The following is a 21336-nucleotide window of genomic DNA, read 5'->3' on the forward strand; positions in this document are numbered from 1 at the left end:
CCCCCCCCGCCGCCGCCCAGCCCGCCCCCAGACCGGCAGGGCCGACGACGTTGCGGCCCCGCCGGGGGGGGGGGCGCCGCCCGCCGGGGGGGGGGGCGCCCCCTCCTGGTGTCACGACGGTCGGACCGTCCGGGCTAGCGCGGGAACAGGTCCCGGTAGGAGCCCTGCGTCTGCACGTTCAACTCGCCGACCCGGACGAGCTTCGCCGTCGCCGTCCGCGGGTCGCGGATGTCGAGGACGTCGAAGCCCTTGGCCATGTCGGACGAGAAGATGTAGCCGTTGTAGTAGTACGCCGACCACGAGCCGCCGCCCGCGCCGTTGGGCAGCGGACCGCGCTCGAACCAGCCGATCTCCTTGGGGTTGCGGGAGTCGGTGAAGTCCCAGATCGAGATGCCGCCCTGGTACCACGCCTGGACCATGATGTCGCGGCCCTGGACCGGGATCAGCGAACCGTTGTGCGCCACGCAGTTCTCCGTGTCGCCCTGGGTCCGGGAGATCTTGTAGTACGAGCGGAACTCCAGCTCGCGATCGTCACCGCGACCGGTGATGTCGTAGATGCCGTCCGCGCCGCGGGTCGGGCCGATCTTCTCGTTGCAGGTCGGCGCGCCGCCGCCACCGAGCTCGTCGGTGAAGACGACCTTGGTGCCCTCGTTGTTGAAGGTGGCCGAGTGCCAGAACGCGAAGTTCACGTTGTCCTGGACGCGGCTGATCTCGCGGGGCTTCTCCCGGTCGGAGATGTCCCAGAGCACGCCGTCGCCCATGCAGGCGCCGGCCGCGAGGTCCTTCGACGGGTACACGGTGATGTCGTGGCAGCCCGAGGTGGCGCGGACGTAGCCGTCCTCGATGGTGCCGTCACGGCCGGGGTTGCCGCCGTCCGGGAACAGCACGGTCTCCGACAGCACGGAGGCCGACGCCGGGTCCTTCAGCGGCACCTTGACGATGCTGATCAGGTCGTGCGGCGTCTTGCAGTCGGGGAAGGTGTCGTTGGGGCCGTACGACGAGACGTACAGGTAGGCGTTCTTGCCCTTCTTGTCCGGCACCAGCGTGTGCGTGTGCGAACCGCACTTGGTCTCGACCGCGGCGACGTACTTCGGGTTCTTCTTGTCGCTGATGTCAAAGATCTTGATGCCCTCCCACGCGTCCTTGTTGGTCGCGGAGAGCGGCGTGCTGGCGCAGGAGTTGTCGCTGCGCGACGAGTCCGTGGACAGGAAGAGCAGGTTGTCCTTGACCGAGATGTCGTTCTGCGAGCCCGGGCACCAGACCGTGCTCACGATGGACGGCTTGTGCGGCTGGCGCACGTCGTAGATGACGAAGCCGTCGTAGTTGCCGTCGAACGCGTAGCCGTTCTGGAACGCCAGGTCGGACCACGTGGACGAGGCGGTGAACGGGGCCGGCTTCGGCAGGTTCGCCAGGTGCTTGACGTTGCGGCTGTTGCGGATCTCGTCGACGCCGGGGATGCCGGTGGCCGGCTGCTCCTGGCTCGACAGCTGGGTCTCGGACAGTCCGGCCAGGTCGGCGTCGTCCGGCGCGGCGGTCGCCTGAGGCGCCCAGGCCACGACCGACAGGCTCAGCGCGAACGCCCCCAAGACCGCGGCCGGCGTTCTGCGCCGGCGGGTCAAATCGCGTACTTCCACTTCAGGTTCCCCTTCCAACCCACTGCAGGGCCCGCAGTATCACCCCTTCGCATGGCTAAGGACCAGACCCGATCGTCGGAAACTTTCTCCGCTTCCGGCCGGTGGAACGGCCGGGTACGTTGACGGCCGACCGGAGGTTCTAGGGGGTAGCGGGATGCGGATGGTGTTCGTCGCGGTGTTGGTGGCCGTCCTCGCGGGCTGTACGTCCCAGTCGGACGACCAGGCTCCGATCATTGCGCCGCAAGGGCCGGGCGAGCAAGCGAAAACCCTGGCCCCGGAGGATTTCGGCACGGATCGGTGGGTCGCGCCGAGCGAGGCGGACCTGAAGTACGTCGCCGGCATGATCGTCCACCACAAGCAGGCGCTGGAGATGACCGCGCTGGCGCCGGAACGCGCGCAGCACGAGACGGTGCGCGGCCTGGCGTCGCGGATCCACGACACGCAGGGCCCCGAGATCGCGGCGATGGAGCAGTGGCAGCGGCAGTACGCGGAGAGCGCGCCCGCGCACGGCCACAGCGCCGACCTGCCGGAGGTCGACCACGGCTCGATGCCCGGCATGGCGACCGACGAGCAGCTGGCCGCCCTGAAGGCCGCCCGTGGCGCGGACTTCGACCGGCTCTTCCTCCAGTTGATGATCGCCCACCACGAGGGCGCCGTGCGAATGGCGGTCGAGGTGCTGTCCTCGGGCAGCGACGTGCGGGTCGAGGAGATGGCCAACGACGTCTCCGTCACCCAGACCGACGAGATCGAGCGGATGAGGGCGATCACGATCCCCTGACCGCGATCACGGGCTGAGCAGCAGGTCTTCCGACGGTCGGAAGGTCTCCACCGCGTTGCCCGTCACGTGGCGGGCGATGCCGGCGTTGCGCCGGTGCGCCTCCTTGAAGGAGTCCGACGCGACCCAGGCGCGGAAGTCGTCCTCGGTGTCGAACTCGTTGACCGACACGTACGGCTGGTCGGGGCGCGTGGGGCGCAGCAGCGTGCTGCGACGCAGGCCCGGCACGCCGGGCAGGTGCTCGCGCATGGAGCTCCGGAAGTGCGCCTCGAACTCCTCGGCGCGTTCGGCGGGGACGAACAAGCGGTTGGTCGCGATGAACACCCGGCACCTCCGTGGTTCCCGACGCTGCGTAGGGAACTATTCCAACGGTGCGTAGGCAAGGCAAGGGCTAGGATCGGGCGAGTGCCCAGGATCAGCGCCGACACGCTCGCGGAGCACCGCGCGAACCGGCTGCGGGCCCTGCTGGACGCGGGGCGCGACATCGTCGCCTCGGAGGGCGCGGACGCGCTGACCCTCGCGTCGCTGGCCCGTCGCGTCGGTCTGTCGCGGCCGAGCCTGTACGAGTACTTCCGCTCCCGCGAGGAGCTGGTCGCCGCGATCGTGTCCGACGAGTTGCCCGAGTGGGGCCGCAGGCTGGCCGAGGCGGTGTGCTCGGCCCACGGGCTCGAGGCCAAGGTCGAGGCCTACCTCCGCACCGAGCTGGAGATCATCGCCGACGGTCGCCACGGCGCGGTCGTCGCCCTCTCCGCCCACGCGCTGCCCGACGCCGCCCGCAGCGCGATCCGCGCCGAGCACGACAAGCTGCTCGCCCCCTTGGCGGACGTCCTCGCCGAGGCCGGCATCCCCTCACCGGGGTTGCGGGCCGTCCTGGTCCACGGCGCCGTCGAGGCCGCCTCCCGCACCCTCCGCCCCGGCGACACCGCCCACAACGACCAGGTCGTCACGGCCCTCGTCACCCAGGTCCTCCGCGGCCTCCACCCCTGACCCCTGTCTCGGACCCCCGGGCTCGACGCTCAGGGTGCGTCCCTGAGGGTGGATCAGGGTGGTCTACGGGAAGATCAACCGATCGGTTGATGCGAGGTGTGGCCCGCCGTGTGATCCGGTCGAACGCCCCGGCGACGACGCTGGTGGCATGGCAATCATCGAGGTGGTCGACCTCGTCAAGACCTACGACCGGAAGGTCGCGGTGGACGGTGTCTCGTTCTCCGTCGACGAAGGGGAGATCTTCGGGATCCTCGGCCCGAACGGGGCCGGGAAGACCACGACCGTCGAGTGCATGGAGGGTTTGCGCTCCCCGGACGGCGGCACGATCCGGGTCGACGGGCTGGACCCGCGACGTGACCGGGCGGAGTTGCGCACGCGACTCGGCGTCCAGCTCCAGCAGAGCGAGCTGCCCGACCGCATCCGGGTCGGCGAGGCCCTGGACCTGTACGCGTCGTTCTACCGCGACCCGGCCGACTGGCGGGAGCTGCTGGCACGCCTGGGCCTGGCCGACCGCGCCAAGACCGAGTACCGCAAGCTCTCCGGCGGCCAGAAGCAGCGCGTCTCCATCGCGCTGGCGCTGATCGGCAAGCCCAAGGTCGCCGTGCTGGACGAGCTCACCACGGGCCTGGACCCGCAGGCGCGCCGCGACACGTGGAGCCTGGTCGAGCAGGTCCGCGACGCCGGCGTCACGGTCGTCCTGGTCACCCACTTCATGGAAGAGGCCGAGCGGCTGTGCGACCGGATCGCGGTGATCGACGCGGGCAAGCTCGTCGCGGTCGACAGCCCCGCCGGGCTCGTGTCCCGCGTGGACGGTGAGCAGCGGGTCCGGTTCCGGCCGACCGCGCCGCTGGACGTGAAGCTGCTCGAAGAGCTGCCCGAGGTCTCGGACGTCGAGCAGCACGGTCCGCAGCTCGTCGTGACCGGCACGGGCAACCTGCTGCACGCCGTCACGTCCGTCCTCGCCCGCAACCAGATCGTCGCCGCCGACCTGCGCATCGAGCAGGCCGGCCTGGACGACGCCTTCATCCGCCTCACCGGCCGCGCGCTCACGGAGTAGCAGAATGCTGAAGATCGTCAACACCGAGTGGAAGCTGTTCCTGCGCGAGCCGAGCATGGTCGTGTTCGCGGTTCTCTTCCCCACCATCCTGCTCCTGGTGCTCGGCGCGATCCCCGCGCTGCGCACCCCCGACCCGAACTTCGGCAACCAGCGGTTCATCGACGCCTTCATGTCGTCGCTGGTCGTGACCACGCTGGCGTTCCTCGGCCTGAACAAGCTGCCCGCCACGGTCGCCACCTACCGCGAGAAGGGCGTGCTGCGCCGCTTCTCCACCACCCCGGTCCACCCGGCGCGCCTGCTGGTGGCGCAGGTGCTCGTCAACCTGGTCGCGGGCGTGATCGCGATCGTGCTGCTCGTGGTCGTGGCCCGGGCGGTGTTCGACATCGACCTGCCGCACCACCCGCTCTGGTTCCTGGTGACGTTCCTGCTGGGCATGCTGTCGCTGTCGGCCATCGGCCTGCTGGTCGCGGCCTGGGCGCCGAGCGCGCGGTCCGCCGGCGGGTGGGCGACCGTCGTGTTCATGCTGGTCATGTTCTTCGGCGGCGTGTACCTGCCCCGGTTCCTGCTGCCGGACTTCCTCAACGTCATCGGCGCGTACCTGCCGCCGGGCGTCGAGGCGTTGCAGCAGTCGTGGCTGGGCGCCGCCCCGGACCCCGTCCACCTCGGCGTGCTGGCGCTGGTCACGGTGGTGGCGGGTACCGTCGCGGCGAAGTCGTTCCGCTGGGAGTAGGAGTTGCGCGCGATGGACGTGCTGGACGCGTGGGAACGGCGGCTGGACGTCGCCGGGCACGTCATCCCGTACTTCGTGCTCGTGCTGACGACCGGCATGTACCTGGTGGTCGGGACGGACTCCGGCTCGACCACGGCGGTCAACGTGGGGATCGCGGCGGCGACCGGCCTGTGGATGCTGTGGTGGCACACCCTGCACCCGGGCTGGCGCTCCCGGACCGGCCTGATGGCGCTGTTCTTCGTCGGGATCCTGGTCTCGTACGCGTTGCTGGGGCTGCGCGACCCGATGTTCGGCTTCTTCTCCTTCGCCGGGTACATCTACGCCATCGACGTGCTGCCCGGCCGGTGGAAGCTTGTCGGGGTGTCGGCCACCGGTGTCCTCGCGGCGACGTCGCTGTACGGCGGCCTCCCGCCGGCGGAGCTCGGGCCGATCGTGGTGTACCTGTTCATCGTGGTGTTCATCGTCGTCATCGCCTGCACGTTCACCGCGTTCGGCCACATCACCTCCGAGCAGTCCCGGCGTCGCAAGGAGCTGGTCGCCGAGATGGCGGCGATGATGAAGGAGAACGCCGGCCTGCACGCCCAGCTGCTGATCCAGGCCCACGAGGCGGGCGTGCTGGACGAGCGGCAGCGGCTGGCGCGGGAGATCCACGACACCCTCGCCCAGGGCTTCGCCGGCATCATCACGCAGCTCCAGGCGGACGAGGACCCGCCGCGGCACGTCGAGACGGCGTTGCGGCTGGCGCGGGAGAACCTGGCCGAGGCCCGTCGCTCGGTGCACGCCCTGCGCCCGCCCGCGCTGGTGGACGCGAACCTGCCGGACGCGCTGGCCGAGGTCGCGGCGGGGTGGACGGACCAGACGGGCGTGGCGGCGTCGATCAGCACGACGGGCGCGGCACGGCCCCTGCACCCCGAGGTGGAGGTGACGTTGCTGCGCGCCGCGCAGGAGGCCTTGTCGAACGTCGCCAAGCACGCGCGCGCGTCGCGGGTCGGGCTGACGTTGTCGTACATGGAGGACGTGGTGACGTTGGACGTGCGGGACGACGGCGCGGGGTTCGACCCGGAGGCGAGGACGGACGGGTTCGGGCTGGTCGGCATGCGCCAGCGGGTGTCACGCCTGGCGGGCGCGCTGGTGGTGGAGTCCGAGCCGGGCGGCGGCACGGCGGTGTCCGCGTCGGTGCCCGCGATCCCCGCCGAGGTGGCGCCGTGATCCGCGTGGTGATCGTGGACGACCACCCCGTCGTGCGCGACGGGCTGCGCGGGATGCTCGCGAGCGCCGGTGACGTGGACGTGGTGGGCGAGGCGGCGGACGGCGCGGAGGCGGTCACCGTGGTGCGGGCACTGCGGCCGGACGTCGTGCTGATGGACCTGCGGATGCCCGGCGTGGACGGCGTCACGGCCATAGAGCGGCTGCGCGGCTGTCCGACGAAGGTGCTGGTGCTGACGACGTACGACACGGACAGTGACGTGCTGCCCGCGATCAAGGCCGGCGCCACGGGGTACCTGCTGAAGGACACCCCGCGTGACGAGCTGTTCCGGGCGGTGCGTTCGGCGGCCAGGGGAGAGGCGGTGCTGTCGCCGTCCGTGGCGACCCGGCTCGTGGGCCAGGTGCGGCAGCCGATGGCGGAGCCGTTGAGCGACCGCGAGGTGGAGGTGCTCGGGCTGATCGCGCGCGGGTGCACGAACCGCGAAGCGGCGGCGAAGCTCTTCATCAGCGAGGCGACCGTGAAGACGCACCTGGTGCACGTCTACGCCAAGCTGGGCGTGAAGGACCGCGCCGCCGCCGTCGCGGTGGCCTACGAGCGGGGACTGCTGGGCGCCTGACCCGGGGCCAGGTAGGCCCGCCAGTCGCCGATCCGGGTGATGTCCGTCAGCTCCGGGCTGTCGAGGCAGGCGTCCCGCAGCACGGTGGCCAGCGCGGCGCTGCCGTCCGCCAGCTCGATCACGCCGAGCTCCAGCTCCGGCGGCTCGGCGGGCAGCAGGTGGTCGCGCAGCACGGTCAGCGGCACGTCGTACAGCTCGCCCACCACGCGGCCCGAACCGGAGGCGTGCATCGCGGGGAACCGGTCGCCCACGGAGAAGTAGCGGTACCTGGGGGCACTGCGCGCCACGCACAGCAGCGGCGTCCCCTGCAACTGGTGGTGCAGCGGGCCGCCGCGCATGCCGCCGCCGTTGAGGAAGATCAACGTCATCGTGGGCCTCCTTGCGGATCGGGGAGTAGGTCCAGTTGCCGGGCCCTTGTCCACAGTCGCGAAGACAGGTCGGGCATCGCGCACCAAGACGTGGTACTCCAGGAACTTCGTGGTAGAGCCGCGATCGAGCGCGGTCGACGGCGCGGAGCACCAGCGCTCGCGGAGCCGTTCCCCGTTACTCCACAAGGGAGTTGTCCACAACCGAGGAAGAAGTTGCTGCGAAGGTCGGGAATCGCACCGAACCTGGGCCCATGGCCAACGACCACGACGACACCACCGGACGCCCTTCGACCGTGAGATCGACCGCGAGCGGCCTGGTCCACGCCGGCACCGAAGCGGCCGACAAGCGCACCCCACCCTCCCTAACGCAGGACGGCGGTGAACCCCTCGACCCCGAAGTACAGGACGAACAGCACCGCGATCACGGTCATCAGCCAGCCGACCGAGCGCCACTGGCCCTTGCAGGTCTTGATCACCACGTACGACACGAGGCCCGCGCCGATGCCGTTGGTGATCGAGTAGGTGAACGGGATCACGGCCGCGGTGAGGAACACCGGGATCGTGTAATCCGCGTCGTCCCAGGGGATCCGCCGGCACTGCGCCATCATCAGACCGCCGATCACCACGAGTGCCGGTGCGGCGGCCTGCGCGGGCACCACCGCCGCGAGCGGGGTGAAGAGCAGGGTGGCGGCGAGCATCGCCCCGGTCACCACGCTCGCCAGACCGGTCCGGGCCCCTTCGCCGACGCCCGCGGCCGATTCGAGGAACACCGTGTTGGGCGACGACCCGGTGACCCCGCCCGCGACCGCGCCGAACCCGTCGACCAGCAGGATCCGACCCATGCCCGGCACCTTGCCGTCCCGGGTGAGCCCGGCCTCGTCGGACACGGACGTGATGGTGCCCATGGCGTCGAAGAACCCGGACAGCACCAGCGTGAAGAGGAACACCGTCGCGGTGATCGCGCCCGCCGAGGCGAACCCGCCGAACAGGTCCACCTCGCCGAACAGCCCGAAGTCCGGCGCGGCCACCACCGAGTCCGGCACGTCGGGCGTCACCAGGCCCCACCCGGGCACGTCGAACACCGCGTTCACGACCACGGCCAGCACGGTGGCCACCGCGATGCTGATCAGCACCGCGCCGGGCACCCCGCGTGCCATCAGCACGATCATCAGCAGCAGGCCGAGGCAGAACACCGCGATCGGCCAGCCGACCAGGTGGCCGTCCAGCCCCATCCGGACCGGCACGGTGGAGCCGGCCGCGTCCGGCGTCCGGGTCACGAACCCGGCGCTGACCAGGCCGACCAGCGCGATGTAGAGGCCGATGCCGATGGTGATGGCGGTCTTGAGCGGCGCGGGGATGGCGTTGATGATCCGTTCCCGCACCCCGGACGCGGCCAGCACGACGATGCACAGGCCCTCCAGCACCACGAGCCCGAACGCCTGCGCCCAGGTCATGGTCGGCGCGAGCTGGAAGGCCACCACGCCGTTCACCCCGAGGCCCGCGGCCAGCGCCAGCGGCGCGTTGCCGACGACACCCATGAGGATCGTCATCACGCCCGCGGCCAGCGCGGTCGCCGTCGTGACCTGTTCGACGGTGAGGCGGGTGCCGGTGATGTCGGCCGAGGCGCCCAGGATCAGCGGGTTGAGCAGGACGATGTACGACATCGCCACGAAGGTGGTGATACCGCCGCGCACTTCCCGGCCGATGGTGCTGCCGCGCGCACTGACGCGGAAGAACCGGTCGAGTCGGGTGGTCCGCGTGGGGATGCCATCGGTGATCCGGGTCATGACGTCCTTCCCATGCCGGTGGGCGCGTTCGGCCGGGCGAGGCCGTCGAGCACGGCCCCGCCGAACGCGTTCGGGTCGGTGTTCTCGGTGCTCCGGTCAGCACCAGCGGCTCGTGGCCGCGCCGGGATCCGCCGCCTGCTCCGGTTCCGCCTTCCGGGTGTCCTCCGGCTAGTAGTCGACGCGGTCGGTCCGGGACAGCCACGCGGTGAACGGCGTGGTGTCCTCGCCCGTGGAGACCTGGTGCACCGGCAGGCTCCACGTCTCGCGCGGGCGGCCGAACAGCTCGTAGAACTCGCGGTCGTCGAAGCCGGCCGCGGCGGCGTCGTGCCGGTCCGCGGCGTAGACGACCCGGTCCACCCGCGCCCACAGCGCCGCGGACAGGCACAGCGGGCACGGCTCGCAGGAGGACACGAGCACGCAGCCGGTGAGCCGGAAGTCGCCGACGACCCGGCACGCCGCCCGGATGGCGACCACCTCGGCGTGCGCGGTCGGGTCGAGCGTCGTGGTGACCTGGTTGGTGCCGGTCGCGATCACCTCGCCGGCCCGGATGATCACCGCGCCGAACGGGCCGCCGCCCGCGGCGACGTTGCGGGTGGCGAGGTCGATCGACTCACGCAGCCAGGCGTGGTCGGGGGACACGGACGTGGTCATGGGGTGCTCCTCAGGGCGTGCGCGAGCGCGCCACGGCGGCCGTGGCGGGTGCGCGGTTCGGTGCGGGGGGCTGTGCGCGGGTCAGGTGCCGGTGATGTGCTCCGGTCGCACGGGCACGCGGGTCAGGGCGAGGCCGGTGGCGGCGCGGATGGCCGCGACGATGGCCGGGGTGGACGAGATGGTGGGCGGCTCGCCGACGCCCCGCACACCGTACGGCGCGTTCGGGTCGGCGAGTTCCAGCACGTCGATGCTCATCGGCGGCATGTCGAGCACGGTCGGGATGAGGTAGTCGGTGAACGACGGGTTGCGCAGCTTGCCGCCCTGGGTCTGGATCTCCTCCATCACCGCGAGGCCGAGGCCCTGGGCCGACCCGCCCTGGATCTGGCCGAGCACGGCCTGCGGGTTGAGCGCCTTGCCGACGTCCTGCGCGCAGTCGAGCTCGACCACCTTCACCAGGCCGAGCTCCACGTCCACGTCCACCACGGCGCGGTGCGCGGCGAACCCGTACTGCACGTGGGCGTTGCCCTGCCCGGTCTCCGGGTCGATGGGCTCGGTGGCGCGGTGCCGCCACTCCACCGTCTCGTCGATCACGTCGTCGCCCAGCAGTTCGAAGAGGTCCACGGTGGACGGGTCGCGGCCACCGGCGAGCTTGGTCAGCTTCTCCCGCACGGCAGCGCACGCGGCCTTCACCGCGCCGCCGGTCACGTAGGTCTGGCGGGACGCGGAGGTGGAGCCGCCGTTGCCGATGGTGGTGTCCATCGGCAGGATCGTCACCCGCTGCACGCCCAGCTCCGTGCGCACGATCTGCTGCATGATCGTCACCAGGCCCTGGCCGACCTCGGCCGCCGCCGTGTGCGCGAGTGCGGCCGGTTCGCCGTTGATGACCTGCAGCCGGACGCGGGCGGTGGAGTAGTCGTCGTAGCCCTCGGAGAAGCAGATGTTCTTGATGCCCACGGCGTACCCCACGCCGCGCACCACGCCTTCGCCGTGGGTGGTGTTGGAGACGCCGCCGGGCATGTCGCGCAGGTCGACCGCGGTCGCCTGCGGTGGCATGGGCTTGTCCTTCACCAGCTTCAGCAACTGCGCGACGGGCGCGGCCGAGTCGACCACCTGACCGGTCGGCATGACCGAGCCCTCGCTCATCGCGTTGACGATCCGCACGTCGACCGGGTCCATGCCGAGCGCCTCGGCGAGCTTGTCCATCTGGGACTCGTAGGCGAAAGCGGACTGCACCGCGCCGAACCCGCGCATCGCGCCGCACGGCGGGTTGTTCGTGTAGACGCCCCAGCAGTCGACCGTCACGTTGTCCACGTCGTAGGGCCCGACGCCGAGCGTCGCCGCGTTCGCCACCACGGCGGAGGTGCTGGAGGCGTACGCGCCGCCGTCGAGGTGGATCCGGGCCTTGACGTACACGAGCTTGCCGGTGCGGTCGGCGCCGTGCTCGTAGTGCAGCACCGCCGGGTGCCGGTGCACGTGGCCGTAGAACGACTCCTCGCGGTTGTAGACCATCTTGGTCGGCTTGCCGGTGCGCAGCGCCAGCAGGCACGCGTGCACCTGCATGGACAGGTCCTCGCGCCCGCCGAACGCACCGCCGACGCCGGACAGCGTCAGCCGCACCTGCTCCAGCGGCAGGCCGAGGGCCGCCGCGACCTGGCCCTGGTCGACGTGCAGCCACTGGGTGGCGATGTAGAGGTCGACGCCGCCCTCCTCGTCGGGCACGGCGAGCCCGGACTCGGGTCCGAGGAACGCCTGGTCCTGCATGCCGACCTCGTACCGGCCGGTGACCACGACCTCGGCCCGCGCGTGCTGGTCGCCCCGCCGCACGGGCACGTGCCGCACGAGGTTGCCGCCGGGGTGCAGCGGCGTGTCGTCGATCGCCGTCTCCATGTCCACGACGGGGGTGAGCACCTCGTACTCCACCTTGATGCGCTTCATGGCGCGCTGCGCGGTCTCCGGGTGGTCCGCGCCGACCAGGGCGACCGGTTCGCCCTGGTAGCGGACGACGTCCTCGGCGAGCACCGGCTGGTCCTTGTGCTCCAACCCGTACCGGTTCCGGCCCGGCACGTCCTCGTGCGTGAGCACGGCGTGCACACCGGGCACCTTGAGCGCCTCGGTCAGGTCGATCGAGAGGATCCGCGCGTACGGGTGCGGGCTGCGCAGGGTCGCGCCCCAGATCATGTCCTCGTGCCACAGGTCCGAGGCGTAGGCGAACTCGCCCCGCACCTTGAGGCTCCCGTCGGGCCGCTGCGGGCTGGAGCCGATGCCGCCGGTCACGGCGGAGGTCAGTTCGGCGGGGGTGAGGCTCATCGCGTCCCCTTCAGTCGCTCGGCGGCGGCGCGCAGGTCGCGCGCGAGATCGGTTTCGGAGGCGGTGCGCAGCTCGCCGTCGTCCACCACGGTCCGGCCGCCCACCAGCAGGAGCTTCAGCTTCGGCAGCGGTCCGAGCACCAGGGCGGCGACCGGGTCGTCGATGCCCGCGTGGTCGAGACCGTCGAGCCGCCACACGGCCAGGTCGGCGAGCTTGCCGGGTTCGATCGAGCCGAGCTCCCGGTCGCGCCCGAGGCAGCGCGCGCCGCCCATGGTGCCCAGCCACAGCGCTTGGCGGACGTCCAAGGCCTTGGGGCCGCCGCGCTGCCTGGCCTGCAACAGGGCCTGGTGCAGCTCCTCGACCATCCCGCCGGACTCGTTGGACGCCGCGCCGTCCACGCCGAGGCCGACCGGGGCGCCGGCGTCGAGCAGGTCGCGGACGGGGGCGATGCCGGTGCCGAGCCGGCCGTTGGAGGTGGGGCAGTGGGCGCTGCCGGTGCCGGTCGCGCCCAGCCGCTTCACCGCGTCGGGCGACAGGTGCACGGTGTGCGCGAGCCACACGTCGTCACCGAGCCAGCCGAGGCGTTCGGCGTACTCGGTGGGCGTGCAGCCGTACTCGGCCTGGCACTGGTCCTCCTCGTCGACCGTCTCGGCGAGGTGGGTGTGCAGCCGGACGCCCTTGGCGCGGGCCAGCCGCGCCGCGCCGGTCATCAGCTCGGCGCTGACCGAGAACGGCGAGCACGGCCCGACGGCCACCCGGATCAGCGCGTCCGGGCTCGGGTCGTGGTGGTCGTTCACGGCCTGTTCGGTGGCGACGAGCGCGGCCTCGGTGTCCTCGACCAGGTTGTCCGGCGGCAGGCCGCCGTGCGACCGGCCGCGGTCCATCGAGCCGCGGATGGCGTGCAGGCGGAGGCCGACGCGCTTGCCCGCCTCGACCAGGGCGGCGAACTGGTCGCCGCCGTCGCGCGGGTAGACGTAGTGGTGGTCGGCGGCGGTCGTGCACCCGGTGGTCGCGAGCCTCGCCAGCCCGGCGGAGGCCGCCGAGTGCGTGATCTCGGCGTCCAGGCCGCCCCACACCGGGTACAGCGTGGTCAGCCACTCGAACAGCGTGGCGTCCTGGGCGAGGCCCCGGGTGGCCCACTGGTAGAGGTGGTGGTGGGTGTTGACCAGGCCCGGCGTGACCAGGCAGCCGCTGCCGTCGACCCACGTGTGCGGGCCGGTCGGCTTGGGCGCCTGGCCCGCGCCCACCGCGGTGATCCGGCCGTTCTCGATGACGACGTGGCCGAACGCGTGCTCGGTGCCCGCGGTGTCCACCGTGGCCACCGCGACACCGTCGAGGATGGTCGGCGTCATCGGGCCGCGGCCTCCGGGTCCGCCTTGCGGGTCGCGGCCAGGCGCACGGCGTCCAGGATCTTCTCGTACCCGGTGCAGCGGCACAGGTTCCCGGCGAGGGCCTCGCGGATCTCCGGGTCGCTCGGCCGCGGCACCCGGTCGAGCAGGTCGTGCGCGGCGACCACGAGACCGGGCGTGCAGAACCCGCACTGCACCGCGCCCGCCTCCACGAACGCCTCCTGGACCGGGTCGAGCCGATCGCCCTCGGCCAGGCCTTCCACCGTCCGAACCTCGCGGTCCTGCACCTGGCCCGCGGCCACCAGGCAGGAGCACACCGGCGTGTTGTCCAGGTACACCGTGCACGAGCCGCACTCGCCCTGCTCGCACGCGTTCTTCGAGCCGGGCAGACCCAGCCGCTCGCGCAGCAGGAACAGCAGGCTCTCGCCCTCCCACACGTCGTCGGCCTGCCTCGGCTCGCCGTTCACCGTCACGTTCACGCGCATGGTCAGGCCACCTTCTCGGAGTAGTCGCGCCAGGCCCAGTCGAGCGTGCGGCGGGCCAGCACGGAGAGGGCGTGCTTGCGGTACGCGGCCGAGCCACGCACGTCGTCGATGGGGCTCGCGGCCTCCGCCACGAGTTCGCCGAACCGCCGTTTCACCGAGTCCAGCAATGGTTTCGGCGAATCCCACTGGTTGGTGGCGGTCAGCTCGGCGGACACGAACTCCTCGGCCGCCGACGCACGGCGCGGCGTGGGCGCGGCGCTGCCGACCGCCGCCCCGACCCGCTGCCGCGCCGGGTGCAGGGCGACCGCGAACGAGCACACCGCGATCACCATGGCGTTGCGCGTGCCGACCTTGGCGAACTGCTGCGGTGCCCGCGTGACCGGCACGTGGACCGCCGTGATCAGTTCGTCCGGCTCCAGCGCGTTGCGCTTCACGCCCAGGTAGAACGCGGTGGCCGGGATCAGCCGGGTGCCCCTGGTCGAGGCGGCCTCCACGGTGGCGTCCCCGGCCAGCAGCACGGGGTGCGTGTCACCGGCGGGTGACGCGGCGCCGAGGTTGCCGCCGACCGTGCCCCGGTTGCGGATCTGCGGCGAGCCGACCGTGCGGGACGCCATCGCCAGCCCCGGCAGGCGGTCGCCCAGCTCGTCGATGATCCGCGTGTACGGGACCCCGGAGCCGATGCGCACCGTGCCGCCGTCCCCGTTGCCGCCCTCGGAGTCCCAGGAGCGGAGTTCGGCGATGCGGGTCAGGTCGAGCAGGGCGGTCGGGCGGCGGTGGTCGAAGTTCAGCTCCACCATCACGTCCGTGCCGCCGGCGATGGGCACGGCGTCCGGGCGCTGCGCCTTGAGGGCCAGCGCTTCGGCGAGTGTGTCGGGGCGGAGGAAATCCATCGGCTACCTCGGTGGGTGGAGTGCGCGGTGTGTGAGCCAGTACACAGACCCGGGGCGGTGATCGGCTAGAGCGGTGTGGATGAATCCCAGGCTCCTACGACGAGTGGATTTGTGCTTTCCTACAAACACGATCGGACGAAGGTAAACCGGCCGGATGACGTGGAGGGGGCGCCTGTGTTGCTGGTTCGGAGCCTGCTCGGGATGCCGGAGCTCCGGCTCCGCCTCGTCAGCGGCGCCGAGTCGTTGGACAGGCCCGTGACCAGGCTCTACGGCACCGAACTGCCCGATCCGGCCCGCTACCTCTCCGGTGGCGAGCTGGTGCTCTCCGGGCTGTTGTGGCACCGGAGGGCCGCCGATTGTGAAAAGTTTGTCGCTTCCCTGGCGGCGGCGGGAGTCGCCGCGTTGGCGGCCAGCTCGCCCGACGCGGCCGAGTTGCCCGAAGCGCTGGTGCGGGCGTGCGAACAATACGGCGTTCCGCTGCTGGAGGTGCCGGTCGACCTGTCGTTCGCGGCCATCACCGAACGGGTGGTGTCGGAGCTGGCGGCCGAACGGGTCGGCGACGCGGGCGCGCTGCTGGGCAGGCACCGGCGGCTGCTGACCGTGGTCGCCGACGGCGGCGGGCTGTCCGAACTGGTGGCGGCGGGCGCGTCGGAACTGGGCGTGCCCTGCTGGGTGCTGTCGTGCACCGGTCACGTCGTCGCCGGGCCCGAACTGCCGGAGGCGGCGACGCTCGTGCGGGAGTACCTGCTGGCCGACCGGCTGCCCCGGGTCGTGCGCGGCACGACCTTGCTGCCGGTGTCCGCGCGCGGGGGTTCGCGGCTGACGTCGTGGATCCTGGTGGTCTCCGGCGACCGCGCGCAGGACGAGGTGGCCACCGAGCTGGCCAGCCTGGTCGGCGTGGAGCGGGCGCGGGTCGTGCAGGGGCGCGAGATCGAGAACCGCGCGGCCGGGCCGCTGCTGCGGCAGGTGTTCGCGGGCGGTGACCTCGCGGCGCGGATCGCGGCGGTCGGGTGGGACCCGGACGAGCCGCTGCGGGTGCTGGCCGCCTCGGTCTCGGACGGGCAGGTGGAGCAGGCCGTCGCGCTGGTGGAGGAGGTGCTGGCGTCGGTCACGTCGGCGTTCCTGGTGTCCGCCGTCGACGGGGAGGTGTACGCGCTGGTGCCGTCCGGGGCGTGGGCGGACGGTGTGCGGTCGGCGTTGCGGACGCTGGAACCGGGCCTGCGCTCGACCAGGGTGCTGGTCGGGATCTCGTCACCGGTCGGGCACTCGGGGCTGCGCGGCGCGGCGGAGGAGGCGTCGCACGCCCGGCGGCTGGGCGAGCGGCGGACCGGGCGGACGTGCGTGGTGGCGGGGGAGGAGATCGCCCTGCACCAACTGCTGCTGGCCGGCGTGCCGGAGGAACTGCGCCGCTCGCTGCGCCGCCGGCTCCTGGGCCCGGTGCTCGACTACGACGCCGAGCACGGCTCGGACCTCGTCGGCACGCTCCGGGTGTTCTTGGACTGCTCCGGCTCGTGGACCACCGCCGCCGCGCGCCTGCACGTCCACGTGAACACCCTGCGGTACCGGGTCGGCCGGGTCGAGGACCTGCTGGGCGTGGACCTGTCGGACTTCACCGAACGGGTGGACCTGTACCTGGCGCTGCAAGCCGGCTGAACCCGGTCCGCGCACGAGCGCCGTCCCCGACCCGCCGCCGCGCGGGTCGGGGACGACGTCCTCCTCACCTCACCTGCTGCCACGGGACGAGCGTCGGGCGCTGTCCGGTGGCGAGGAACTCCTCGATCGCGACCGCGAGGTCGGCGACCGGGATCTCGCAGTGGGTGGGGAAGCGGACCCCGGCGTACCGGGGGCGTCGGCGCGGGCCCTCGCCGAGGCTGGCCCACGAGCCGGTGATCACGTCGGTGAACAGCATCGCACCGCGGTCACCGCGCACGCCGACCCACACGCGGTGGTCCGGGCGGTCGCCGTGCACGAGGGTGGCTTCGCGCGCCACCGCGAGGCGGTCGAGCAGGCGGCGCACGTCGCCCGCGGCGCGCAGTTCGTCCACACCGGACGCGAAGTTGGCCTGGATCATCGTCACTCCTTGCACCGGCGACCGGAGTTCACGCACTGCACCAGTCGGTTCATGATCTCCTCGGACATCACGTTCGCGAAGTCGTCGTGGTCGGAGAACGGGTTGTGCTCCTCCTGCGGGAAGGCGTCGACCGCGTACTGCCCGGCGACCTGGACGTCACGGGGGATGTTGTAGGTCAGGCTGATCCGCAGCTGCGGCACGGCCTTGAACCCCTTGGGGCACTTGCCGTCCTGGTTCGGCGCGACGATGTGGTCGCGGTGGTTGGCGCTGTCGGTGTTCTTGCCGTCCCAGCAGCTGTTGAAGTCGTGGATGCGCTTGACCTTGCTGCCCTCGGGGCAGATCGGGTACTTGTTGATCAGCACCTTGTCCTCGAACCCCGTGCAGGTCCACGAGTTGCGCGCGTTCTTGGGGCCGTTCGTGGAGACCTTCGCGTCGCCGTAGAGGATCCGCAGGAACTGCGGCATCGGCTCGACCTTGCCGACGGGGCTGCCGCGGAAGGTGATGTCCACGACCTCGGGGCGCTGGATCTCGCCCTCGTTGCCGGGCAGCTCGTTCTCGTCGCTGGCGCTCTTGCCGTCACCCTTCTCCGGCGCGTCGGCCTCGGCTTCCTGCGCCGCCTCGGCGACCTGGGCGTCGTTGGCGTCGCCGTCCTTCACCGTGCACGGCGCGAGCCTCTTGAGCCCTCGCGGTCGTTCGGCGACCCGGTCGACGGCCTGCACGATGCGGTCGATCGTCGCGGTCCGCTTGTCCCGCAGCGGTCGCAGCACGGCGTTGTTGACGAAGCCGGGGTCGTCGACGTTCGCCGCCGCCTTCAGCCTGGTGTTGGCCTCCGCGATCTGGTCCTTCAACGCCTGGAGGTTGCGGTCGACCTCGGCCTTGGCCTGGCGCGGCACGTTGCGCAGCTTGCGCTGCACGTCGGGGCACTCGACCTCGGCGCCGGCCGGCTCGCCCGGCTCGTCGTCCTCGTTCTCGCGGTCGATCCGGACCACGGGCCAGAAGTAGGCGGACTTGTCGCCGTTCTTGCAGGTGGTGTCGGCTTCGAGCAGGCTCTCGTCGGTGGAGTCGGCGTCGGTCGACACGTTGCCCACGTAGTCGTGCAGGTGCTCCGCGCCGTTGCGGACACCCGGCTGCGCGATGAAGTTGTCCGGGTTGAAGTGGCCGTTCTCGTTGCGGCCGCAGTCCACCGTGAACGTGCCGGTGCTCGCGCCCCGTTGCGGCCGGGGCGCCCGCACGTTGCGCTGCTGCTTCGTGATGTCGACGAACAGGGAGATGTCGGCCCCGTCCGCCTGGGCGGTGCCCTGATCACCGGTGGTGCTGATCGCGACGGCCAGGCCGATCGTGAGCGCCAACCCGGTCACGCCGGCAGTCAGCTTCGTGCGCCGGGAGAAGCGGTGCCGCCCCTGGTTTCGCGTCATGGATGTGTCACCTCGTCGTAGGTACGCGCCTGTGTGCGTTGAACCCCGACCGCCGGTGGGCGGTGGACACAGTGGCATACGTACCGAACCCAGTCCGCGACCTGACCGTTACCTTTTCGTTATCCGAACCGACCCCTAACCTTCCCTACCGCTCGATCGCTTGCGCTGCCGCCCGCCGAGGCCAATGAGGTTCCTGCCATTTCTGTGACACTCGAACCACGTTGCGCACGAGGGAGGAGGGCGCGTTGCCGCAAGGCAGGAAGAACGTGATGACCGGCACGGCCCACGGGTCGGTGGTCCAAGCGGACCGCGTCGGCCAGGTCCACTTCCATCGGCACGCGGAACCATCCCTGCCGCACCAGTTGCCGCCGTCACCCAGGTTCTTCACCGGCCGGACGCGCGAACTGGCCGAATTGGACGGGTGGCTCTCGAAGGACGAAGGGCACCCGCTCGTAGTCGTGGTGAGCGGTCCGAGCGGAGCGGGCAAGACGGCGCTGGCCCTGCGATGGCTGCACAGCGCCCGGCACGGGTTCCCGGACGGCCGGCTTTACGCCGATCTCGACCCCGACGGCGGCGACGGGCCGGTGACGCCGGAGGACGTGCTCGACTGGTTCCTGTCGGGATTGGGCGTGCCGGCCACCGCGATCCCGGCGGGACTCCAGCCCAGGCAGGCCGCTTTCCGCTCGCTCACCGCCGAGCGGTCGATCTCGGTCCTGCTGGACAACGCGGTCACCGCGGCGCAGGTCCGCCCGCTCCTGCCGACATCGCCCGGCAGCGCGGTCGTCGTCACCAGCCGGTGGCGGCTGAGCGGCCTCGCGATCGACGGCGCGCGGTTCGTCCAGGTCGGCGAATTCGACGAGAACACCTCCTTCGAACTCCTCGAGCGCGCGCTCGGTCCGCGTGTCACGGCGGAGCCCGAAGCGGCCCGGGAACTGGCCCGCTTGTGCGGAGGCCTGCCGATCGCGCTGTCCGTCGTGGGCGCCCGCCTGTCGACCAAGCCGGCGCGATCGCTGTCGAAGGAGGTCGAAGCCCTGCGCGACGACCTGCTGGGGAACCTGGCGTTGCGTGACGACGTGTCGGTCGGAGCGGTGTTCGACTCGTCGTACCTGGATCTGCCGCCGTCGCACGCCAAGGTCTACCGGCTGTGCGCCCTGCACCTGGGCGAGTCGTTCGGAGCGGAAGCCGCGGCGGCGCTCGTGGACGAACCCTTGGCGCACGTGGAGGAGGTCCTGTCCGACCTGGTGGAGCGGAACCTCCTCGGCGGAGTGGGTGAAGAGCGCTTCCGCTATCACGACCTGGTCCGCGCCCACGCGCGGAAGCACGCCCAGAGCGATCCGCCCGACGACCTGTGCGCCGCGGTGCTGCGCGTGACCGAGTGGTACCTCGAACGCGCGGTGGCCGCCGACCTCGCGGTGTCACCGGACCGGCCGCGCTTCGACCCCGCGACGAGGTCGCCGCGTTCCGTGACGTCCACCGGGCGTCGGACTGGGTGGAGGCCGAACGGAGCAACCTCGTGTCGGTGGTCCGCACGGCCGCCGACCACGGGTGGCACGACCTCGCTTGGCGGTTGGTCGAGGTGATGTGGGGCTTCTTCCCGAACCGGCAGCACTTGTCGGACTGGATCGCCGTTCACGAGGCAGGGGTGCGCGCGGCGCGTGCGGCGGGCAACACGGCGGCCGAACACCAGCTGCGCATGCGGCTCGCCGTCGGCTACCTCAAGGACGGCCGCCCGTCCGACGCGGCTCGGGAGGCGGAGCGCGCGTTGCCGTCGGAAACCCCGCGCCTTCCCTCTTTGGCGCACGCCGATCCGGCTCCTGTCGGTTTGCTGTAGATGCCCGCACCACGCGCGCCGTGGGCTTCACCGGGTGACGAGGGCTGCGAAACACTCGCCGGACCGCCGCAACGCGAGAAGGAGTGTTCATGCAACGCACACTCGGTGCGCTGGCCGCCGTGGTGCTCGGGGTCTCCCTCGTCACCGCCGCGCCCGCCACCGCCGCGCAAGCACACCCGTTCCCCACGGAGTTCCCCCTGCCCGACGGGTTCCTGCCGGAAGGCATCGCGATCGGGGACGCGCCGACCGCCTACTTCGGGTCGCGGGCCGATGGGGACCTGTTCCGCGTCGACCTCCGCACCGGACGCGGGGAGGTGTTCAGCCAGGGGCCCGGCACGGCTTCGGTCGGGGTGAAGGTCGATCGGCGCAAGCGGCTGTTCGTGGCCGGTGGCGCGGGTGGTGACGGGCGGGTCGTCGACGCTCGAACGGGAGTGATCCTCAAGTCCTACCGGTTCGCGGCGGATGTGAATACTTTCGTCAACGATGTCGTGATCACCGACGACGCCGCCTACTTCACCGACTCGCGGAAGGCGGTGCTCTATCGCGTCCCGTTCGGCCGGCACGGGTCGTTGCCGGACTCGCACACCGCGATTCCGCTGACCGGCGACTTCGTCCTGACCCCCGGCGTGAACAACGCCAACGGGATCGCGGAGACGCCCGACGGCAAAGCGCTGCTGGTCGTCCAGAGCAACACCGGTCAACTGCACCGCGTCGACGCGCGCACGGGCGTGACGACCGCCGTCGACCTGGGCGGCGAGGTGCTGACCAACGGCGACGGGCTGCTCGTCGAGGGCCGCACGCTCTACGTCGTGCAGAACCGGCTCAACACCGTCGCGGTGTTTTCCCTGGCCAAGGACGGGTCGAGCGGCGCGCTCGTGACCAAGATCACCGACGCGCGGTTCGACGTGCCGACCACGGTCGCGTCGTTCGCCGGCCGGCTCTACCTGCCCAACGCCCGCTTCACCACGCCGCCCACGCCCACGACGACGTACAACGCCGTTTCGGTGCCGAAGCCGTGAAACACAGGGGGCCGGTGGCGAGAAGTTCACATCGGCCCCCTGTTCGTGGCATCACTCGACTGGGTAACCTCATCGTCGCGTCGCGCAAGTGATCGCTGTCTCTTCGTAATAATGATCTTGAGTGTTACCGTTCCGTCGCCGATCGGGTGAAGAAGAG

The 21336-nt window shown here is 71.5% G+C and carries 21 protein-coding genes; 10 read left to right on the forward strand and 11 right to left on the reverse strand.

The genetic code is table 11. The features are described 5' to 3' along the window. Positions 1–134: 134 nt before the first annotated feature. Positions 135–1565 (reverse strand): LVIVD repeat-containing protein, encoded by a 1431-nt coding sequence (locus tag AB0I91_RS32625; RefSeq protein ID WP_498778939.1) that lies wholly within the window; start codon positions 1563–1565, stop codon positions 135–137. Between the two features lie 223 nt (positions 1566–1788). On the opposite strand from AB0I91_RS32625, the gene AB0I91_RS32630 reads away from it, so the two are divergent. Beyond that, positions 1789–2412: a DUF305 domain-containing protein gene (locus AB0I91_RS32630; RefSeq protein WP_499640402.1), complete on the forward strand. Its 624-nt coding sequence runs from the start codon at positions 1789–1791 to the stop codon at positions 2410–2412. A gap of 6 nt (positions 2413–2418) precedes the next feature. Here the strand turns inward: AB0I91_RS32630 and AB0I91_RS32635 are convergent, their stop codons facing one another. Continuing rightward, positions 2419–2733 carry an antibiotic biosynthesis monooxygenase family protein gene (locus AB0I91_RS32635; RefSeq protein WP_498778876.1) on the reverse strand — a complete coding sequence of 105 codons (315 nt, stop codon included), beginning with the start codon at positions 2731–2733 and terminating at the stop codon, positions 2419–2421. Between the two features lie 81 nt (positions 2734–2814). Between AB0I91_RS32635 and AB0I91_RS32640 the strand changes: the two genes are divergently transcribed. From AB0I91_RS32640 to AB0I91_RS32660, 5 genes are all read left to right on the forward strand, one after another. Further along, positions 2815–3396: a TetR/AcrR family transcriptional regulator gene (locus AB0I91_RS32640; RefSeq protein WP_499640404.1), complete on the forward strand. Its 582-nt coding sequence runs from the start codon at positions 2815–2817 to the stop codon at positions 3394–3396. A 148-nt stretch (positions 3397–3544) separates the two neighbouring features. Further along, the gene (locus AB0I91_RS32645) at positions 3545–4453 is read left to right on the forward strand and encodes an ABC transporter ATP-binding protein (RefSeq protein WP_498778872.1); all 909 of its coding nucleotides are present in this window, start codon (positions 3545–3547) and stop codon (positions 4451–4453) included. Positions 4454–4457: 4 nt separating this feature from the next. Next, positions 4458–5183 (forward strand): ABC transporter permease, encoded by a 726-nt coding sequence (locus AB0I91_RS32650; RefSeq protein ID WP_499640406.1) that lies wholly within the window; start codon positions 4458–4460, stop codon positions 5181–5183. Positions 5184–5195: 12 nt separating this feature from the next. Continuing rightward, positions 5196–6392 (forward strand): sensor histidine kinase, encoded by a 1197-nt coding sequence (locus AB0I91_RS32655; protein WP_499640408.1) that lies wholly within the window; start codon positions 5196–5198, stop codon positions 6390–6392. Further along, the gene (locus AB0I91_RS32660) at positions 6389–7006 is read left to right on the forward strand and encodes a response regulator (protein WP_498778869.1); all 618 of its coding nucleotides are present in this window, start codon (positions 6389–6391) and stop codon (positions 7004–7006) included. Before AB0I91_RS32655 ends, AB0I91_RS32660 begins: the two co-directional genes overlap by 4 nt. Here AB0I91_RS32660 and AB0I91_RS32665 read toward each other — a convergent pair. From AB0I91_RS32665 to AB0I91_RS32695, 7 genes are all read right to left on the reverse strand, one after another. Next, positions 6979–7374 (reverse strand): allophanate hydrolase-related protein, encoded by a 396-nt coding sequence (locus AB0I91_RS32665; RefSeq protein WP_499640410.1) that lies wholly within the window; start codon positions 7372–7374, stop codon positions 6979–6981. The two genes, AB0I91_RS32660 and AB0I91_RS32665, sit on opposite strands and share 28 nt — an antisense overlap. 362 nt (positions 7375–7736) lie before the next feature. After that, positions 7737–9161 carry an NCS2 family permease gene (locus AB0I91_RS32670; RefSeq protein WP_499640412.1) on the reverse strand — a complete coding sequence of 475 codons (1425 nt, stop codon included), beginning with the start codon at positions 9159–9161 and terminating at the stop codon, positions 7737–7739. A gap of 168 nt (positions 9162–9329) precedes the next feature. Continuing rightward, positions 9330–9812: a nucleoside deaminase gene (locus AB0I91_RS32675; RefSeq protein WP_499640414.1), complete on the reverse strand. Its 483-nt coding sequence runs from the start codon at positions 9810–9812 to the stop codon at positions 9330–9332. A gap of 81 nt (positions 9813–9893) precedes the next feature. Then, entirely contained in the window at positions 9894–12119 is a 2226-nt protein-coding gene (locus AB0I91_RS32680; RefSeq protein WP_499640416.1) for a xanthine dehydrogenase family protein molybdopterin-binding subunit, read from the reverse strand. Further along, complete coding sequence (locus tag AB0I91_RS32685) at positions 12116–13471, reverse strand: 8-oxoguanine deaminase (protein WP_499640418.1); 1356 nt, start codon at positions 13469–13471, stop codon at positions 12116–12118. Before AB0I91_RS32685 ends, AB0I91_RS32680 begins: the two co-directional genes overlap by 4 nt. Then, a complete protein-coding gene (locus AB0I91_RS32690) occupies positions 13468–13953 on the reverse strand; it encodes a (2Fe-2S)-binding protein (protein ID WP_498778857.1) in 486 nt (161 codons plus the stop codon). Before AB0I91_RS32690 ends, AB0I91_RS32685 begins: the two co-directional genes overlap by 4 nt. Positions 13954–13955: 2 nt before the next feature. After that, positions 13956–14843: an FAD binding domain-containing protein gene (locus AB0I91_RS32695; RefSeq protein ID WP_498778854.1), complete on the reverse strand. Its 888-nt coding sequence runs from the start codon at positions 14841–14843 to the stop codon at positions 13956–13958. A 201-nt stretch (positions 14844–15044) separates the two neighbouring features. Here AB0I91_RS32695 and AB0I91_RS32700 point away from each other — a divergent pair, with 201 nt between their 5' ends. Next, entirely contained in the window at positions 15045–16496 is a 1452-nt protein-coding gene (locus tag AB0I91_RS32700) for a PucR family transcriptional regulator (RefSeq protein WP_499640420.1), read from the forward strand. Between the two features lie 64 nt (positions 16497–16560). Here AB0I91_RS32700 and AB0I91_RS32705 read toward each other — a convergent pair whose 3' ends face one another. Beyond that, on the reverse strand, positions 16561–16914 hold the full coding sequence (locus tag AB0I91_RS32705; RefSeq protein WP_499616176.1) for an Imm1 family immunity protein: 354 nt from the start codon (positions 16912–16914) through the stop codon (positions 16561–16563). 2 nt (positions 16915–16916) lie between these two features. Beyond that, the gene (locus AB0I91_RS32710) at positions 16917–18329 is read right to left on the reverse strand and encodes a DUF1996 domain-containing protein (RefSeq protein WP_498778849.1); all 1413 of its coding nucleotides are present in this window, start codon (positions 18327–18329) and stop codon (positions 16917–16919) included. 245 nt (positions 18330–18574) lie between these two features. Here AB0I91_RS32710 and AB0I91_RS32715 point away from each other — a divergent pair, with 245 nt between their 5' ends. From AB0I91_RS32715 to AB0I91_RS32725, 3 genes are all read left to right on the forward strand, one after another. Continuing rightward, the gene (locus tag AB0I91_RS32715) at positions 18575–19909 is read left to right on the forward strand and encodes a hypothetical protein (protein WP_499640422.1); all 1335 of its coding nucleotides are present in this window, start codon (positions 18575–18577) and stop codon (positions 19907–19909) included. Further along, entirely contained in the window at positions 19897–20160 is a 264-nt protein-coding gene (locus tag AB0I91_RS32720) for a hypothetical protein (RefSeq protein ID WP_499640424.1), read from the forward strand. The genes AB0I91_RS32715 and AB0I91_RS32720 overlap by 13 nt, the downstream gene beginning before the upstream one ends. Before the next feature lie 89 nt (positions 20161–20249). Beyond that, a complete protein-coding gene (locus tag AB0I91_RS32725) occupies positions 20250–21179 on the forward strand; it encodes an SMP-30/gluconolactonase/LRE family protein (protein WP_499640426.1) in 930 nt (309 codons plus the stop codon). Positions 21180–21336 lie beyond the last annotated feature (157 nt).

Origin of the sequence: Actinosynnema sp. NPDC049800, from assembly GCF_040656635.1 — a bacterium.
Taxonomy (GTDB): Bacteria; Actinomycetota; Actinomycetes; order Mycobacteriales; family Pseudonocardiaceae; genus Actinosynnema.

Coding starts and splice junctions, on each gene's coding strand:
- AB0I91_RS32630 (WP_499640402.1), top strand. CDS start 1,789: ATGCGGATGGTGTTCGTCGCGGTGTTGGTGGCCGTCCTCGCGGGCTGT.
- AB0I91_RS32645 (WP_498778872.1), top strand. CDS start 3,545: ATGGCAATCATCGAGGTGGTCGACCTCGTCAAGACCTACGACCGGAAG.
- AB0I91_RS32650 (WP_499640406.1), top strand. CDS start 4,458: ATGCTGAAGATCGTCAACACCGAGTGGAAGCTGTTCCTGCGCGAGCCG.
- AB0I91_RS32655 (WP_499640408.1), top strand. CDS start 5,196: ATGGACGTGCTGGACGCGTGGGAACGGCGGCTGGACGTCGCCGGGCAC.
- AB0I91_RS32665 (WP_499640410.1), bottom strand. CDS start 7,374: ATGACGTTGATCTTCCTCAACGGCGGCGGCATGCGCGGCGGCCCGCTG.
- AB0I91_RS32670 (WP_499640412.1), bottom strand. CDS start 9,161: ATGACCCGGATCACCGATGGCATCCCCACGCGGACCACCCGACTCGAC.
- AB0I91_RS32675 (WP_499640414.1), bottom strand. CDS start 9,812: ATGACCACGTCCGTGTCCCCCGACCACGCCTGGCTGCGTGAGTCGATC.
- AB0I91_RS32680 (WP_499640416.1), bottom strand. CDS start 12,119: ATGAGCCTCACCCCCGCCGAACTGACCTCCGCCGTGACCGGCGGCATC.
- AB0I91_RS32685 (WP_499640418.1), bottom strand. CDS start 13,471: ATGACGCCGACCATCCTCGACGGTGTCGCGGTGGCCACGGTGGACACC.
- AB0I91_RS32690 (WP_498778857.1), bottom strand. CDS start 13,953: ATGCGCGTGAACGTGACGGTGAACGGCGAGCCGAGGCAGGCCGACGAC.
- AB0I91_RS32695 (WP_498778854.1), bottom strand. CDS start 14,843: ATGGATTTCCTCCGCCCCGACACACTCGCCGAAGCGCTGGCCCTCAAG.
- AB0I91_RS32700 (WP_499640420.1), top strand. CDS start 15,045: ATGCCGGAGCTCCGGCTCCGCCTCGTCAGCGGCGCCGAGTCGTTGGAC.
- AB0I91_RS32705 (WP_499616176.1), bottom strand. CDS start 16,914: ATGATCCAGGCCAACTTCGCGTCCGGTGTGGACGAACTGCGCGCCGCG.
- AB0I91_RS32710 (WP_498778849.1), bottom strand. CDS start 18,329: ATGACGCGAAACCAGGGGCGGCACCGCTTCTCCCGGCGCACGAAGCTG.
- AB0I91_RS32725 (WP_499640426.1), top strand. CDS start 20,250: ATGCAACGCACACTCGGTGCGCTGGCCGCCGTGGTGCTCGGGGTCTCC.